Genomic DNA, 16,842 nt, shown 5'->3' on the forward strand with positions numbered 1-16,842 from the left:
TTAGACGTGTCCCATCGCGTTTCGGTTGGCATTGCGGATGTAGAAGAACCAGCAGACCGCCAGCATGACGACGTAGGCTCCGACGAAACCGTAGAAGGCCGGGGTGTAGGAGCCGCTGGCGGTGTTGGAGGCGTTCAGCACCTGCGGGATAACGAAGCCGCCGTAGGCACCGATGGCCGAGATGAGGCCGAGGGCCGAGGACGCGAGCCGCTGGGTTTGGACCGTGCTGGCACCGGAGATTGCTGCCCGGCTGGACGTGGCGAAGATGATGGGGATCATCCGGTAGGTTGCGCCGTTGCCGAAGCCGCTGGCGGTGAAGAGCATCAGGAACAGGACCAGGAAGAGCCAGAAGTTCTTCAGCGGCAGGGTCCAGATCATGGTCAGGGTGATAACGGCCATGGCGGCAAATGCTGCGACAGTCATCCGTGCCCCGCCCATGCGGTCAGCCATGCGTCCGCCGTAGGGGCGAGCGAGTGAACCGACCAGCGGGCCGAGGAAGGCGAGCGAGAGTGCCACGGTGCCGACTCCGATGGAGGAGAACGCCGGGAAGTAGTCCTTGATGAGCTTCGGGAACACGCCGGCGAAGCCGATGAACGAACCGAAGGTGCCGATGTACAGCAGTGCCATGATCCACAGGTGCGGTTCTTTCAGTGCTGCGACCGAACCGGCCACATCACCCTTGGCGCTGGTGAGGTTGTCCATGTACTTCCAGGCACCGAAGGCGGCGATCAGGATGAAGGGGATCCACATCCAGCCGGCCATGGGCAGGTTGACGCTGCCGACGGCAAGCAAGGTGATCACAATCGGGACGGCGAGCTGTGCGACGGCGGCACCCATGTTGCCACCGGCAGCATTCAGGCCAAGGGCCCAGCCCTTTTCCCTGGCCGGGTAGAAGAAGGTGATGTTGGCCATGGAGCTGGCGAAGTTGCCGCCGCCGAAGCCTGCGAGGGCTGCCACGAAGAGCATGACACCGAACGGGGTTTCCGGGTTGGAGACGCAGAGCCCCAGTCCGACGGAGGGGATCAGGAGCAGGAGCGCGGACACGATGGTCCAGTTCCGGCCGCCGAAGCGGGGAATCATAAAGGTGTAGGGGATGCGGAGCGTGGCGCCTACCAGGCTGGGCATCGAGATCAGCCAGAAGATTTCCGAGGTGCTGAATGTGAAGCCTGCAGCGGGGAGCTGGACCACTACGATGGACCAGAGCTGCCAGACCACGAAACCGAGGAACTCGGCGAAGATGGACCAGTTCAGGTTGCGGCGGGCGATGGCCCGGCCGCCAGACTCCCACTGCTCTTTGTTCTCGGCGTTCCAGTTGGCGATCCAGCGGCCGGGACGGAATTCAAGGGCCGGGGCGTCGGTTGTCCCGGTGGAGGGCTGCGCGCTGGCGGCTGAGGACACGCCTCCGTGCAGTGGGTCGGTGTCTATATCTACGGAATTGCCGGGGCCGGCATTTGCGCTGCGGTCAACAGTCACGGTGGACCTCCTCATGGGGGATGATGTTCTTCCAAGGTAGAGAAGGTGCGTTTCGTGGACGGTCGCGGTTTGTTAACGCGCTGTGACATTTGCCTATCGGCAGCCGTCCGGCGGCGTGAGGAGAGTTAACGGACCGAAGGATGGGACATATGCCATAAGTCCGCATGGTGGACCTTTTGTCCATTGACTGGACGGCCGGAACTAATATTGAACCCTAACTACTGCATGCCGGACCTTACCGGGCCCGGCCGGTCCCCAGGAAAGTGTTCATATGTCATCCAGTCAAACCACCGCGGAGTCACAATCCCCCAAGGCGGTGAACTCACGCGGCCGCGTGATTGTGGCCAGCCTGATCGGCACCACCGTTGAGTTCTACGATTTCTACGTCTACGCGACCGCCGCCGTGCTGGTCTTCCCGTCGCTGTTCTTCCCCAACCAGAACGAGACCACCCAGCTGCTCAGCTCCTTCGCTGTCTTCGGTGTGGCCTTTGTGGCCCGCCCGCTGGGATCCATCGTCTTTGGCCACTTCGGCGATAAGTTCGGCCGCAAGGGCACCCTGGTGGCCTCGCTGCTGACCATGGGCATTGCCACGTTCCTGATCGGCTGCCTGCCCACGGCGCTTGTCCCGGGCTGGCAGTTCTGGGCCCCGGCACTGCTGGTGGTCATGCGCTTCGCCCAGGGCCTGGCCCTTGGCGGCGAATGGAGCGGCGCGGCCCTGCTGGCCACGGAGAATGCTCCGGCCAACAAGCGCGCCATCTACGGCACGTTCCCGCAGCTGGGTGCGCCCATCGGCTTCATCATCGCCAACGTGATCTTCCTGGTGGCCAGCTACGCGCTGACGCCGGCCGACTTCCTGGCCTGGGGCTGGCGCGTGCCGTTCCTGCTCAGCGCCGTTATGGTGATCATCGGCCTCTACGTCCGCCTCAAGCTGATCGAAACGCCTGCCTTCACCAAGGTGCTCGAATCCAATGAGGTGGCCAAGCTGCCCCTGGCCCGGGTCTTCAAGACAAGCTCGCGTCCGCTCATCCTGGGCACGTTCATCATGCTCGCCACGTACGTGCTCTTCTACCTGATGACTACGTTCACGCTGACCTACGGCACCCGCGCCTCCAGCCTCGATGCCGCCAAAGCTGCCGCAGAGAAGGCCGGCAAGCCGATGTCCGAGGCCGCCGCTGCGGCGTTTGTTCCCGGCCTGGGCTTCACCCGCAACGACTTCCTCTGGATGCTGATTGCCGGCGTTGTCTTCTTCGGCATCTTCACCCTGGTTTCCGGACCGCTGGCGGAGAAGTACGGCCGCCGCAAGATGCTGTTGACGGTCACCGGCGGCATCTTCGTCTTCGGCCTGCTGTTCGTTCCGCTGTTCAGCGGCGGCTTCGTGGGCACTATGGCCCTGCTGGTCATCGGCTTCTCGCTGATGGGCCTCACGTTCGGTCCCATGGGTGCGCTGCTGCCGGAACTGTTCCCCACCAACGTGCGCTACACGGGCTCCGCCGTCAGTTACAACGTCTCCAGCATCCTGGGCGCTGCGGTGGCCCCGTTCATCGCCGTGGCGCTGTGGGAGCTGGCTGACGGCAGCCCGGTCCTGGTGGGTGTTTACCTGACAGTCATGTCGGTGCTGACGCTGATCGCGCTGTTCGTGAGCAAGGAAACCCGCGACCTGGACTACGAGAACAACGTAGCCTGACGCCCCGCCGTCGGGTGTTCCAGCCCGGTTGCTGACAGAACTGCCCGGCGTGCTCCCCGAAATTCCGGGGAGCGCGCCGGGCATTGTTGTGTTCGGGGCAGGCGCACCCGCGCAGGACACAGAGGAACGCACGACGGCGGCGCCGCCACCCTTGCGCAGGCTCAGCCGGCGTAGCGCTCCACGAAATTCGCCAGGATCTTCATAGGCTCCGTAGCAGTGAACCGCCGCGCACCCGCCATAAGCTCCTCGGCGGATTCGGGCGGAAAGTAGCCAGCATGCCGGTAGATGTCGATCCTGGTGACCAGGCCCTCCGCGTCCAGCTCAGGGTGGAACTGCGTGGCGTACAGGTTCTGCTTGATCCGGAACATGTGGACGGGGCAGGCCGGGGAGGATGCCAGCAGCACGGCGTGGGAAGGGAGTTTGGTGCAGGCCTCCTTGTGTCCCGTGAAGGCGGTGAAGCGGCGCGGCATCCCGCGCAGGAGCGGATCCGCGAGCCCTGCCTGTGTCAGTTCGATTTCCACCCCGCCCAACTGTTCGCCGAATGTCCTGTCAATGAGAGCGCCCTGGTGCCTTCCCAGAGTCCCGACCCCATAGCAGGCGCCAAGGAACGGGAAATCCTCAGCGACGATCCGGTCCAGCAGCCCGGCAAGCTCACGCTCCACCCGGTGCTGGGTGTCGCTCTTCTTCTCTGCCGGGTCGCTGGACGTGAAGGGACTGCCGCCCACGATCACGCCTGAGTAGTCGGCCAGGTCCAGGTGCGGCAGGGGAGCAGCCTCAAGCCGGACGCGCCGGAGCTGGTCCGGTGCCAGCCCGCCATACCTCAGGTATGCGGCGTACTCGTCTTCGGCGGCGGCGTCTTCGGCCCGGGAGGCCAGGAGCAGGAAAGGCTTCACACGCTAAGTGTGCCGTTGGCTCCAGCGCAGCGCCAGAGTGCAGCCTGCGCCGGACTGATGTCAGTGGCCGGCCGGCTGCGCGAGCGATCGCCGGGACTGCGGCTGTGCGGCCGGATCCGCGTGGCGGTGGACGAGCTTCCAGTAGCCTTCTTCACGCCGGAAGATGCTGGTCACACGGAGCGCGAATTCCTCCGGCGCCGCGGCGCTTTCCAGGCGGGCCCGGAAGTGTTCCGTTTCCACCAGGAAGGCCGTGTCACGTGCGGTGTAGGACGTGATGGTGTCGAACCCGAGCATCTCGCCGTCGTGGAACTGGCGGGACGCCTGGTCCAGCCGGGCCTCAACCTGGGCCCAACCGCGTGCGATGCCGCCGAACGGGTTGGCCAGCGTGACGTCGTCGAGCCTGGAATACAGTTCCTTGACGGCACCGGGATTCCCGCGGGTGATTTCCGGAACCGCCAGGTGGTAGCGGTCTACTTCTTCTTCAAAACTGGGTGCAAGCATGGGGTGCCTCCGGCAGGGTCTAGTCTTCGATCGTGGCGATGACGGCGCCGGCCGAAACCGTCTCACCGGCCACTGCACTGAGTCCGGTGATGGTTCCGGAACGGTGCGCGGTCAGGGGCTGTTCCATCTTCATCGCCTCGAGCACAACCACCAGGTCGCCCTCGGCCACAACATCGCCGTTGGCCACGGCAACCTTGACGATGGTGCCCTGCATCGGGGATGTCAGCGCGTCCCCGGCGGCGGCCGCGGCCGCACCGCCTGAACGGACGCGCTTCTTGGACTTGCCCGTCTTGGCTCCGGAACCGGCGGCGGAACCCGCCCCGATCGAACCCAGGGAGGCGGGCAGGACTACCTCGAGGCGCTTGCCGCCCACTTCAACCACCACACGCTGGCGTTCACCGGCGTCGCCGCCGGCGTCAGCGGTTCCGTCCGGCGTCCAGGCAGGAATGTTGTTGACGAATTCGGTTTCAATCCAGCGGGTGTGGATGCTAAACGGCCCTTCCTCGGGCGCAAAGGCGGGGTCCGATACAACGGCGAGGTCGAAGGGGATAACGGTGGGGATGCCTCCCACCACCATTTCCTCCAGGGCGCGCCGGGAACGCTGCAGGGCCTGGGTGCGCGTGGCGCCGGTGACGATCAGCTTGGAGAGCATCGAGTCGAAGTTGCCGCTGATGACGTCGCCCTCCTCCACACCGGAATCGATCCGGATGCCAGGGCCGGTGGGGTTCTTCAGGGTGGTGATTGTGCCGGGGGCGGGCATGAAGTTGCGGCCCGGGTCCTCGCCGGTGATGCGGAATTCGAACGAGTGGCCGCGGACCTCAGGATCGCCGTAGCCGAGCTCCTCGCCGCGAGCCAGCCGGAACTGTTCGCGGACCAGGTCGATGCCGGTGACTTCCTCGGAGACACAGTGCTCCACCTGCAGGCGGGTGTTGACCTCGAGGAAGGAGATGGTGCCGTCCTGGCCCACCAGGAACTCGCAGGTTCCGGCGCCGAGGTAACCGGCTTCCTTCAGGATTGCCTTGGAGGATTCGTACAGGCGGCGGTTCTGCTCTGCGGTGAGGAACGGTGCCGGTGCTTCTTCAACGAGCTTTTGGTTGCGGCGCTGCAGCGAGCAGTCACGCGTGGAGATGACCACGACGTTGCCGTGGGCGTCCGCGAGGCACTGCGTCTCGACGTGGCGCGGGGCGTCCAGGAAGCGTTCAATGAAGCATTCGCCGCGGCCGAACGCTGCGATGGCCTCACGGACGGCTGACTCGAAGAGTTCCGGGATTTCTTCGCGGGTGCGGGCCACTTTGATGCCGCGTCCGCCGCCGCCGAAGGCTGCCTTGATGGCCACCGGCAGGCCGAACTTGTCCACGAACTCGAGGATTTCCTCGGCAGACTGCACAGGATCGGCGGTGCCGGGGACCTGGGGCGCGCCGACTTTCTCGGCGATGTGCCGGGCCTGGACTTTGTCGCCCAGCGCGGAAATGGCGGCAGGGGAAGGGCCGATCCAGGTGATGCCGGCGGCGATGACCTTGGCTGCGAACTCGGCGTTTTCGGCGAGGAAGCCATAACCGGGATGGATGCCGTCGGCGCCGGACTGGCGGGCAACGTCGATGATCTTGTCCATCACCAGGTAGGACTCCGCGGCGGTGTTGCCACCCAGGGAGTAGGCCTCGTCGGCAAGCCTGACATGGAGCGCGTCGCGGTCCGGATCGGCGTAGACGGCCACGGAGGCAATGCCTTCGTCGCGTGCCGCGCGGATAATGCGCACGGCGATTTCGCCCCGGTTTGCGATCAGCACCTTGGTGAGGTTCGACTGCACGGGACTAGCGGACTGCTCCAAATTTGCTGACAAGGCGTCTCCTTCTTTCCTTCAGGGAGCCTAGCGCGATTTTGTGGGTTCCGCCGATATTACTTGCGGTTTCCGCGTGTAAACGGGCACGGCTTTGTAGGGAACCTACAACTGGCCGTAAAATCGCCGCAATTATTCGGCGGACCACAGCTCCGTGATGCGTACGTTTGCGTGCCCGAGGAGACTGCGCAGCGTGGAGACTGACAGGCCCACAACGGCGTGCGGGTCCCCGTCCACCTTCAGGATGAACGCGCCGCCCAGGCCGTCAATGGTGAAGGAGCCGGCGCAGTGCAGCGGTTCGCCGGTGGCGATGTACGCGTCGATCTCTTCGGGATCCATGTCCGTGAAGTGGACTTCGGCGGAGGCGACCGCCCCGAGCGTGGCGCCGGATCCCAGCGCCGTGATGCCGTCGTCGGGCGCTTCATTCCCCGCCTCATCGGCGGATTCCTCGTCGGCTGCCGTCGCGCGGCAGTCCACCAGCCAGTGCCCGGTGTGCAGGACCCCGCTGTTGCCGCTCATTCGCAGCATCCGTTCGCGGGCGACGGCGGCCGTGTACGGTTTGCCGTGCGCCTCGCCGTCGAACTCGAAGACGGAGTCGCAGCCGATGACCAGCGCGCCCTCGGCTTCCGGCAACGCGGCCACCGCCTCGGCTTTGGCGCGTGCCAGCAGCAGCGCGGTATCGTGCGGATCCGTGACGCCGTAGCGGGCCTGGACCGCGTCCTCGTCCACGTCGGAGACCAGCACGGAGTGCCGGATGCCGGCGTCAGCCAGGAGCTTGGTGCGGGCGGGGGACTGGGAGGCGAGGATGAGGCGGGTCACCGTTTCAGCCTAATGGACTGGCTCGGTCAGGTTCTGCGGCTCGTTTTCGCGGCGTTCCAGCCGGGCGCCCTCCACGTCCACGTCCGGCAGGATCCGGTCCAGCCACTTCGGCAGCCACCAGGTCTTTTCGCCCAGGAGGTACATCACGGCCGGGACGATGGTCATGCGGACCACAAAGGCATCCAGCAGCACACCGAACGCCATGGCGAAGCCCAGCGGCCGGACCATGGTCAGGTGGCTGAAGATGAAGCCGGCGAACACGCTGACCATGATGATCGCGGCGGCGGTCACCACGGCACCGGCGTGACTGAAGCCGATGCGTACGGCCTTTTTGGCGGGAGCACCGTGCATGTAGGACTCGCGCATGCCGGAGGCGATGAACACCTGGTAGTCCATGGCCAGGCCGAACAGCACACCGATCAGGATGATCGGTAGGAAGCTCAGCACCGCGCCGGGGTTGGCGACGTCGAACACGCCGCCCAGCCAGCCCCACTGGTAAACGGCCACCACCAGGCCGAACGCGGCGGCCAGGGACAGCAGGAAACCGCCGGTTGCCAGGAGGGGAACCACAATGGAGCGGAACACCAGCAACAACAGGATGAGGGAAAGCCCGACGACGATCGCCAGGTACGGCGGCAGGGCATCACCAAGTTTTGAAGAGACGTCGATGTTGCCGGCGGTCTGCCCGGTCAGGCCGATGGTGACCCCCGTTTCGGCCTGGATCTGCATGCCGCGTTCACGGAGTTCGCTGACCACCTGCACCGTGCCGGCCTTGGCGGGCCCCTCCTCCGGGATGACCTGGAAGACGGCGGTGCGGCGATCTTCACTCAGTGCTACCGGCACTGTTGCCACTACGTTGTCCACGCCGCGGATGAGGTCCGCGACGTCATACTGCAGTTTCTGGGCCTGGGTTTCGTCCAGCCCGGCCGGGAACTCGCCCACCACCACAATCGGTCCGGTGACGCCTTCGCCGAAGCTGCGCGCGGTGACGTCATAGGCCTGGTAGGCCTCGGAGTCCACAGGTTCGGAGCCGCCGTCGGGCAGGGCGAGCTGAAGCTGAGCGGCAGGCAGGGCCAGCGTCCCCAGCAGGAGCACACCGGCGACGAGTGCCACGACGGGGTGCCTGGTGACGAGGCCGCCCCAGCCACGGGTGCTCTTTTCCTCGTCCTTGGCCTGGTCGGAAACCTCGTGGCCGGCCTCGGCGTTGTGGGCATCGGCTTTGGCCCAGGCCCGCCGGGAAATGATGCGCCGGCCGATCAGGGACAGCATGGCGGGTGTCAGGGTGAGCGCCACCATGACGGCCACCGCGACGGTGCCGGCCGCGGCCAGGCCCATCACGCTCAGGAACGGCAGCCCGGGTACCACCAGGGCGGCGAGGGCGATGATGACCGTCAGGCCGGCAAAAAGCACCGCGTTGCCCGAGGTTCCGGTGGCGCGGGCCACGGATTCCTCGGGGTCCATGCCGGCAAGCAGCTGGGTCCGGTGCCGGTTGACGATGAAGAGGGAGTAGTCGATGCCCACGGCGAGTCCCAGCATCAGCGCGAGCATGGGGGAGATGGAGCTCATCTCGAAGGCGCCGGACAGGGCGAACGTGATGCCCACGCCAACGCCAACGCCGATCACGGCCATCAGCAGCGGCAGGCCTGCGGCGATGAGCGTGCCGAGCATCAGGATCAGGACCAGGGCCGCCACTCCGATGCCGATGATCTCGGCCGTGCCGAAGAGTTCTGAAATGTCTTCGGTGATTTCCTTGCTGGCCAGTGCCGTCACACCCGCGGACGAGGTCTCATGCGCGATGTCCTGCACCTGCTGGCGCACTGCGGGGGTCAGGGCATTGATGGAGGTGTTGAACTGCACCTGTGCCACGGCGGCCTGACCGTCCGTCGAGACGAAACGGATCCCGGCGGAAGCTTCTGCCTGCCGCTTGCCCAGGTCCAGCTTGGCCTTGGCAGCCTGCAGGTCCTGGGTGCCGGCGTCGAACTGCGCCCGGCCCTGGGCCAGGGCGGCCTTCTGTGCTCCGAGCCGGGCTTCGATCATGGCTGGGGTTGCGCCGGCGGCAGTCATCTGCTGCTCCGCGGCAGCCAACTGCGCCGTGCCGGCGTCGAGCTCGGCGCGTGAGGCATCCAGGCGGGCCTGGCCAGCGGCAAGCTGCTGCTCGCCGTCGGCGATGGCCTGCCCGGCCTGGTCCAGCTGGGCTTGTGTGGCGAACGGATCCACCGTGGCCTTGACGTCCGGCAGGTCACCAAGCTTGGTCAGCGCGGCCGTTACAGCGGCGCGGCTCCCGTCCGTAAAGCCGCCGTCCGGGGCTTCAAAGACGATGGTCGCAGAGCCGCCGGACGCTGCCGGCAGTTCCTGCTTCAGCTTGTCCGCGATCCGCTGGGTCTCGGTGCCCGGGATCTGGAAGTTGTTGGACAGTGTGCCGTGGAAGGCTGCTGCGGAGCCGCCCACGGCCACCAGTGCCGCGAGCCAGAGGGAAACGACCAGCCAGCGGTGGCGGTAGGAGAACTTGCCGAGGCGGTAGAGCAGCAGGGCCATGTCAGAGCCGTTCTTTGAGGGGGTGGGTGGTGGCAGCCAGTGAAGTAGCAGTGGGGCCGGCTGCTGGAAGTGGGCTGCCGAAGCCGGAGCCGAGGTGGCCCATGGCGTCAATAAGCAGTTGCCGCAGGACAGCGAGCGATACGGGGGAGAGATCAGCGCCGCATTGGGCGAACCACACGTCCATGGCCGCCTTCCCGCAGGAGATGACGGAGCCGGCGAGGGCGCGCAGGTACAGTTCGTCGACGGCGGGGCCCGGGGTTCCGGCGAAGCGCTCCCGGGCCGCGCTGATGATCTCTTCGGTGCAGTGGTCCCACGCCTCAAGTTCGGACCGGGACAGGACGGCGTTGTTCTGGGTGAGGGTGAAGAGTTCGGCCAGCGGAGCAACCGTCATGGGGTCGGCCAGCTGCATCAGGGCTGCGCGCGCAGACTCGAGGATGGGCTCGTCAGCAGGCCGCTGCCGGAACTGCTGAAGGGCGTTGTCCAGAAACCCGTGGGTCATGGAGGCCAGCGCGGCCTCGGTGCTGCTGAAGTAGTTGAAGAAGGTGCGGCGCGAGATCCCGGCTGATTCGGCAATGTCTTCCACGGTGAAATTCCCGGGTCCCTGGGCGCGCAGCAGGGTCAACGCGGCATCGGTGATGGCCTGGCGCGTGGCGGCTTTGTTCAGCTCACGGCGCGAGAGAAGTTCGGGCATAAAATTACACTACGTGCAATTTTGCACGCCGCGCAAGTTGATTCACAGGAAGATGAAAGGTTCCCGACAGCTGGGCCTGAGGCTGCCGCCGGAGACTGAAAGAGTCCCGTCTGGGACATCTTGACCAGCCGTCACCGGGCGGCAGATCCAGGAGACAAGAATGGTACGCACAAAGAGAATTGCTGTGGGCCTCACGGCCACTGCGCTGGCACTTGGCGCCGGGATCGGCGTTGCCGGCATGGCATCGGCAACCACGACGCCCACCCCCAGCGCCAGCTCGAGCGCCGCCGCGGACGGCAGCACCAGCAGCGCGCCCGCCGACGGCAAGGGCATGCGGGGCGGTCACGGCCACGGCGGCTTCGGAGGTTTCGGTGGTACGGACGCCGCGGCACTCGCCACCAAGCTGGGTGTGGATGAGGCCAAGGTGACGGAGGCCCTGAAGGCCTACCGTGACGCCAACAGGCCCGCCACCCCGCCAGCCGACGGAACAAAAACTGAAGGAACCCGGCCGGACCCGGCCGTGAAGCAGGCTGAACTCGCGAAGTCCCTCGCGGCGACGCTGGGCATCGACGAGGCCAAGGTCACGGCGGCGCTCGAAGAGCTGCGCACTGCCGAACAGGCGGATCGCGCCGCGGCTCTGAAGACGCGCCTGGATGCGGCCGTCACTGACGGCAAGCTGACCCAGGCCGAGGCGGACGCCGTGACCAAGGCTGTCCAGAACGGAGTCATCGGAGGTGGTGGCCGCTAGCGCAAGCTGGGCTGGGCGACACGCAGCACAGAACAGGGGAAGTCCCCGGGAGCACTTCCCGGGGACTTCCCCTGTTAGCTGTTCGCGCGGCGGCGTCAGGCCTATGCGTCAGCCTTGTGCGTCAGGCCTTCGCATCGGCCAGTGTGCGTCCGGCTTCCGGTGCGTCAGTAGCTCCGGCGATGGCGGAGGGATCCGCAGCGGCGGAGTCGGCGTCGTCGTCCACGAACGGAGTCCCGTTGCGGGGTGCGTTGTAGAGCGTCTCGTCGAGGATGCCCTGGCGCTTGGCCACGATGGTGGGCACGAGGGCCTGGCCCGCGACGTTGACCGCGGTGCGGCCCATGTCCAGGATCGGGTCAATCGCGAGCAGGAGTCCGACGCCGGCCAGGGGCAGTCCCAGCGTGGAGAGCGTCAAGGTGAGCATCACCACGGCGCCGGTGGTGCCGGCCGTTGCGGCGGAACCGAGGACCGAGACGAGGGCGATGAGCACGTAGTGGCTGGCGTCCAGCTGGACGCCGAAGAACTGGGCCACAAAGATGGCGGAGATCGCGGGGTAGATCGCGGCGCAGCCGTCCATCTTGGTGGTGGCGCCCAGGGGTACGGCGAAGGATGCGTAGGCGCGGGGAACACCCAGGCTGCGCTCCGTGACGCGCTGGGTTAGCGGCAGAGTTCCGATCGAGGAGCGGGACACAAATGCCAGCTGCACGGCTGGCCAGACGCCGGAGAAGTACTGCTTCACGGACAGGCCGTGCGAGCGGATCAGGGTCGGGTAAACCACAAACAGCACCAGGGCCAGGCCCACGTAAATGGCGAAGGTGAACTTACCGAGCGCGCCGATGGTGTCCCAGCCGTAGACGGCCGCGGCGTTGCCGATCAGGCCCACGGTGCCGAGCGGGGCGATGCGGATGATCCACCAAAGGACCTTCTGGATGACGGCAAGCGCCGAGGCGTTGAGGTTCAGGAACGGCTCAGCAGCCTTGCCCACCTTGAGGGCGGCGACGCCGACGGCGATGGCAATCACCAGGATCTGGAGCACGTTGAAGCTCACAGAGGTGCTGACGGTGGTAGCTGCGGTGGCGCTTTCGGTCACGGTGGAGCTGGCACCCAGGCCAAGGAAGTTCTTGGGGAACAGTCCGATCAGGAAGGACCACCAGTCACCGGACTTGCCGGCGTACTTGGCTTCCTGGGTGATGCCGGTGTTGGCGCCGGGCTGCAGGAGCACGCCGAGGCCGATGCCGATCACCACGGCGATCAGCGACGTGATGGCGAACCAGAGCAGGGTGTTCCAGGCCAGCTTGGCGGCGTTGGAGACCTGGCGCAGGTTCGAGATGGAGCTCACCACGGCGGTGAAGATCAGCGGGACCACCGCGGTCTGCAGCAGCGAAACGTAGCTGGAGCCAATGGTCTGCAGCGTGGCGCCAAGGCCGTTGGGGGCCTCCTTGGTGCTGCCCGTGTATTTGGCCAGCAGGCCGAGGCCCAGCCCAACAATGAGGGCGGCGATGATCTGGAAACCGAACGAGCCAGCCCACTTGGGCAGCTGGAAGCCGGTCTTTCCTGTGGATTCGGGGGTGCGGGTTTGAGTGCTCACCAGAACACGCTAGGCCGGGGGTCCCTACCACGGCGAACAGATGTTGAGAAATGTTACGCGGCCCCCGAACGGTCCAAGACCGGAAATCCGCGCGAATCCGCCGTCATGCAAGGGAATTGTGAAGTTATTCCCAGGCCGGATGTGGTAAACGTCTCGCGTTCAGGGGGCCGGAGGGGGCGCATCCGGCAGCGTGCTCCCCACCGGCTCCCTAACCTCGCAAGCTCGGCCAGGGGACCCTGCCGGCGTGGGCCCCTATTGTGAAACTCCGAGCAGCGCTCGCCTGAGGGTATCAAGGCCGACCGATCCAATGTTCAGCGCTCGCGTGTGGAACGCCTTCAAATCGAAGCCGGGCCGGGTTTCGAGGTCGGCGCGGATCTGTTCCCAGAGACGCTGGCCCACTTTGTAGGAAGGGGCCTGGCCGGGCCAGCCGAGGTAGCGGGTGAACTCGAATTTGAGCTGGCCTTCGCTGATGGGCAGGTTCTCCTTGAGGAATTCGTAGCCCGCGTCCGGGGTCCATGTTCCGGTGCCCCAGCGTTCGGGGATTTCAAGTTCCAGGTGGACGCCGATGTCGAATACCACACGGGCTGCCCGCATCCGCTGCATGTCCAGCATGCCCATGTGGTCGCCGGGATCGGCCAAATAGCCGAGTTCCTGCATGAGCTTTTCGGCGTAGAGGGCCCAGCCTTCGCCGTGGCCGGACGTCCAGCAGATGTTGCGCCGCCACTTGTTCAGCAGCTCCCGCCGGTACGTGGCGGTGGCCACCTGCAGGTGGTGCCCGGGAACGCCTTCATGGAACACCGTGGTGGTTTCGGCCCAGGTGGTGAAAGTGTCTTCGCCGGCCGGAACCGACCACCACATCCGGCCCGGGCGTGAGAAGTCATCAGAGGGGCCGGTGTAGTAAATGCCGCCCTCGTCGGTCGGGGCGATAAGGCATTCGAGCTGTTTCATCACGTCCGGGATCTCGAAGTGCACCCCGGCAAGCTCGGCTACAGCCTTGTCCGAGAGTTCCTGCATCCACGCCTTGAGGGCCTCCGTGCCCTTGAGCTGGCGTGCCGGGTCATTGTTGAGGACCTCCTTGGCCTCCGCGATGCTGGCCCCTGGCTTGATGCGAGACGCGACATTTTCCTGCTCGGCGATGAGCCGGTCCAGTTCCTGGACTCCCCACGCGTAGGTCTCTTCGAGGTCGACGGCTGCGCCCAGAAAGGAGCGCGAAGCCAGTGCGTACCGTTCCCGGCCGACGGCGTCCTGCTGCGGTGCGGCAGGCAGCAGTTCCGTGCGGAGGAACTCCGCGAACTCCCGGTAGGCACCCCGGGCGGCGGCAGCACCGGCGTCGAGCCTTCCCTGCGTTTCACCCGGCAGGGGACTATCGCCAATCCGGGCTCCGGCGGCGAGCTTGGCGAAGAAACCGTCGTCGGCGGCGTATTTAGTGGTCTGCTCGATGACAATGGAGACCTGGCGTTCGGCCGCGACTTTGCCGGCGTCCCGGGCGCGGCGCAGGGACTCGATGTAGCCGCGGAGAGCGCCGGGGACGTTCCGGGCACGGCCGGCGATGTGCTCCCAATGCTCATCGGTTTCGGTGGGCATCAGGTCGAAAATGGCCCTGATGTCCTGTGCGGGCGAGGCGATGTTATTCAGCGCCGCCTCGTCCCAGCCCGACTCATGGATTTCCAGCTGGAGGCCCAGCCGTTCCCGCATGGCGTCCAGGGTGACAGCATCCACGTCGTCCTGCGGCGCCAGGCCCTCCAGGGCAGCAAGGGCGTTCCGGGCCGCTGCCGCAAAGGCGTCGATGCCCGCGGGGGAGTAATCCGGGTACTCTTTCTCGTGCCCCGGCAGCCCCAGCGTGGTGGCAAGCGACGGGTCAAGTCGGATGAGCGTGTCGGTGTAGTCATCCGCCATGGCATCGATGGCGGAGTGCGGACGGGCGGCAGGAGCGGCTTCGGTAGTCACCCCACGAGCCTAACCCCGGCTCCGCCTCCACGCGCCGGGACCCGGTGTCGGGGCGAGCCGCAGCTGCTGGCGGCGTACCCAGTCGCGGGCAGTGGGCTTTCCGGAGGCCACGGGGTCAGCGCTGCCCAGGGAAAGCACGACGGCGGTCAGGGCCGCGAGCTCCTCCGCTGTCGGTTGGCCCTTGACGACAGAGAGCAGGGGGAATGAGGGCTCAAGGGTTTCGCTCCCCGGCTCAACCACCGGCTCGCTGCCAGGGGCCACGACGGCAGGGTTCCCTGGCCGAGCCTGCGAGGTTAGGGGGCCGTTGGGGATCACAGCGGGATGTTCCCGTGCTTCTTGGTGGGCAGGCTCGCCCGCTTGTCGCGGAGGGCGCGGAGGCCCTTGATGATCTGGCCCCGGGTATCGGACGGTGCGATGACCGCGTCCACGTAACCCAGTTGGGCGGCCTGGTAGGGGTTCAGCAGCTCGTCTTCGTACTGTCGGATGACCTCGGCGCGCCGGGCCTCCACGTCGCCGCCGGCCTCGGCAACTTCGGCCAGGTCGCGGCGGTACAGGATATTAACGGCGCCCTGGGCGCCCATCACGCCGATCTGCGCTGTGGGCCATGCCAGGTTCAGGTCCGCGCCGAGCTTCTTGGAGCCCATCACGATGTACGCTCCGCCGTACGCCTTGCGGGTGATGACTGTCAGCTTGGGGACGGTGGCTTCGGCGTAGGCGTACAGCAGCTTGGCGCCGCGGCGGATGATGCCTTGGAACTCCTGGTCCTTGCCGGGCAGGAAGCCGGGGACGTCCACCAGCGTGATGATGGGGACATTGAAGGCATCGCAGTTCCGGACGAACCGGGCGGCCTTCTCCGAGGCCGCGATGTCCAGCGTGCCGGCGAACTGCAGCGGCTGGTTGGCCACGATCCCCACGGTGTGGCCCTCTACCCGGCCGTAGCCGATGATGACGTTGGGGGCATAAAGGGACTGCATCTCCAGGAAGTGGGCGTCGTCAACGATCTGCTCGATGACCGTTCGCATGTCGTACGGCTGGTTGGCAGAGTCCGGGACGAGTGTGTCCAGGGCGAGATCGTCGTCGTTGATCTCCAGCTCCTGCTGGTGCTCCAGCACCGGGGCCTCGGCGAGGTTGTTGGACGGCAGGAAGTCCAGCAGCTCGCGGACGAACTCAATGGCATCGGCTTCGTCGGAGGCCAAGTACGTGGACGTGCCCGTGTTGGCATTGTGCTGGCGGGCGCCGCCCAGGGTTTCCATGTCCACGTCTTCGCCCGTAACGGTCTTGATGACGTCGGGTCCCGTGATGAACATGTGCGAGGTCTTGTCCACCATCACCACGTAGTCCGTGAGGGCGGGGGAGTACGCCGCGCCGCCGGCGGACGGGCCCATGATGAGCGAAATCTGCGGCACCACACCGGACGCGTGGACGTTGTTGCGGAAGATGTCGGCAAACATGGCCAGGGAGGCCACGCCTTCCTGGATGCGGGCACCGCCGCCGTCGAGGATGCCGACGACGGGGCAGCCGTTGCGCAGCGCGAATTCCTGGACCTTGACGATCTTCTCGCCATTGACCTGGCTCAGCGATCCGCCGTACACCGAAAATTCCTGGCTGTAGACGGCGACGGGACGCCCGTCCACCGTGCCGTAGCCGGAGACCAGACCGTCGCCGAGCGGCTTCTTCTTTTCCATCCCGAAAGCGGTGGAGCGGTGCACGGCCAGAGCGTCAAGCTCCACAAACGAGCCTTCGTCCAGCAGCAGGTCCACACGCTCGCGGGCAGTGTTCTTTCCGCGGGCGTGCTGCTTTTCTATGGCTTCGGGGCCGGAGGGTTGTTCTGCACGGGCCTGGCGGTCGCGGAAATCGGCGATCTTTCCCGCTGTCGTTGTCAGATCGTGGCTCATCAAGTTTCTCCGGCTCTGTAGCAGATTGGTGCTGCAACAATGTGGTGCTGCGTGCGGTGGTAACTGGCAGGTCAGACGCGTGATTTAAGTAGCTTCCACACAAAAGACGAACCCTGCTGGCTAGTCTAATGACGCATCTGCGTGGGACGACTGTAGAAAACCTACAATTTTCCGCACTTTCCGGCGGCCAGCCCTATGTTACTCATCAGTAACATACCTCGGTTACAGTGGAGC

General features: G+C 65.9%; 13 protein-coding genes. 2 read left to right on the forward strand and 11 right to left on the reverse strand.

Annotated features, from left to right (window positions below):
* A complete protein-coding gene (locus ACZY0Q_RS12415) occupies positions 1-1,473 on the reverse strand; it encodes an MFS transporter (protein WP_463917239.1) in 1,473 nt (490 codons plus the stop codon).
* Between the two features lie 271 nt (positions 1,474-1,744).
* Between ACZY0Q_RS12415 and ACZY0Q_RS12420 the strand changes: the two genes are divergently transcribed.
* Positions 1,745-3,157 carry an MFS transporter gene (locus ACZY0Q_RS12420; RefSeq protein ID WP_463917241.1) on the forward strand — a complete coding sequence of 471 codons (1,413 nt, stop codon included), beginning with the start codon at positions 1,745-1,747 and terminating at the stop codon, positions 3,155-3,157.
* Between the two features lie 161 nt (positions 3,158-3,318).
* Here the strand turns inward: ACZY0Q_RS12420 and ACZY0Q_RS12425 are convergent, their stop codons facing one another.
* The 6 genes from ACZY0Q_RS12425 to ACZY0Q_RS12450 all read right to left on the reverse strand — a co-directional run bounded on the left by ACZY0Q_RS12425 (position 3,319) and on the right by ACZY0Q_RS12450 (position 10,433).
* Positions 3,319-4,050: a glutamine amidotransferase gene (locus tag ACZY0Q_RS12425; RefSeq protein WP_463917243.1), complete on the reverse strand. Its 732-nt coding sequence runs from the start codon at positions 4,048-4,050 to the stop codon at positions 3,319-3,321.
* Between the two features lie 60 nt (positions 4,051-4,110).
* Positions 4,111-4,551, reverse strand: coding sequence for a YybH family protein (locus tag ACZY0Q_RS12430; RefSeq protein WP_463917245.1), 441 nt, complete (start codon positions 4,549-4,551; stop codon positions 4,111-4,113).
* Between the two features lie 19 nt (positions 4,552-4,570).
* The gene (locus ACZY0Q_RS12435) at positions 4,571-6,391 is read right to left on the reverse strand and encodes an acetyl/propionyl/methylcrotonyl-CoA carboxylase subunit alpha (RefSeq protein WP_463917247.1); all 1,821 of its coding nucleotides are present in this window, start codon (positions 6,389-6,391) and stop codon (positions 4,571-4,573) included.
* Positions 6,392-6,520: 129 nt separating this feature from the next.
* Entirely contained in the window at positions 6,521-7,207 is a 687-nt protein-coding gene (locus ACZY0Q_RS12440; RefSeq protein WP_463917249.1) for a Maf family protein, read from the reverse strand.
* A 9-nt stretch (positions 7,208-7,216) separates the two neighbouring features.
* The gene (locus tag ACZY0Q_RS12445; protein ID WP_463917251.1) at positions 7,217-9,742 is read right to left on the reverse strand and encodes an MMPL family transporter; all 2,526 of its coding nucleotides are present in this window, start codon (positions 9,740-9,742) and stop codon (positions 7,217-7,219) included.
* A gap of 1 nt (position 9,743) precedes the next feature.
* Positions 9,744-10,433: a TetR/AcrR family transcriptional regulator gene (locus tag ACZY0Q_RS12450; protein ID WP_463917252.1), complete on the reverse strand. Its 690-nt coding sequence runs from the start codon at positions 10,431-10,433 to the stop codon at positions 9,744-9,746.
* 160 nt (positions 10,434-10,593) lie between these two features.
* Here ACZY0Q_RS12450 and ACZY0Q_RS12455 point away from each other — a divergent pair, with 160 nt between their 5' ends.
* Entirely contained in the window at positions 10,594-11,181 is a 588-nt protein-coding gene (locus ACZY0Q_RS12455) for a hypothetical protein (RefSeq protein ID WP_463917254.1), read from the forward strand.
* A gap of 121 nt (positions 11,182-11,302) precedes the next feature.
* On the opposite strand, the gene ACZY0Q_RS12460 is transcribed toward ACZY0Q_RS12455, so the two are convergent.
* The 4 genes from ACZY0Q_RS12460 to ACZY0Q_RS12475 all read right to left on the reverse strand — a co-directional run bounded on the left by ACZY0Q_RS12460 (position 11,303) and on the right by ACZY0Q_RS12475 (position 16,608).
* On the reverse strand, positions 11,303-12,766 hold the full coding sequence (locus ACZY0Q_RS12460) for a dicarboxylate/amino acid:cation symporter (RefSeq protein ID WP_463917255.1): 1,464 nt from the start codon (positions 12,764-12,766) through the stop codon (positions 11,303-11,305).
* Positions 12,767-13,018: 252 nt separating this feature from the next.
* Positions 13,019-14,713: a DUF885 domain-containing protein gene (locus ACZY0Q_RS12465; protein ID WP_463917257.1), complete on the reverse strand. Its 1,695-nt coding sequence runs from the start codon at positions 14,711-14,713 to the stop codon at positions 13,019-13,021.
* A 9-nt stretch (positions 14,714-14,722) separates the two neighbouring features.
* The gene (locus ACZY0Q_RS12470; protein WP_463917259.1) at positions 14,723-14,974 is read right to left on the reverse strand and encodes an acyl-CoA carboxylase subunit epsilon; all 252 of its coding nucleotides are present in this window, start codon (positions 14,972-14,974) and stop codon (positions 14,723-14,725) included.
* A 50-nt stretch (positions 14,975-15,024) separates the two neighbouring features.
* Positions 15,025-16,608, reverse strand: coding sequence for an acyl-CoA carboxylase subunit beta (locus tag ACZY0Q_RS12475; protein ID WP_463917260.1), 1,584 nt, complete (start codon positions 16,606-16,608; stop codon positions 15,025-15,027).
* Between the last annotated feature and the right edge of the window lie 234 nt (positions 16,609-16,842).

Source organism: Pseudarthrobacter lactosi, from assembly GCF_055412785.1.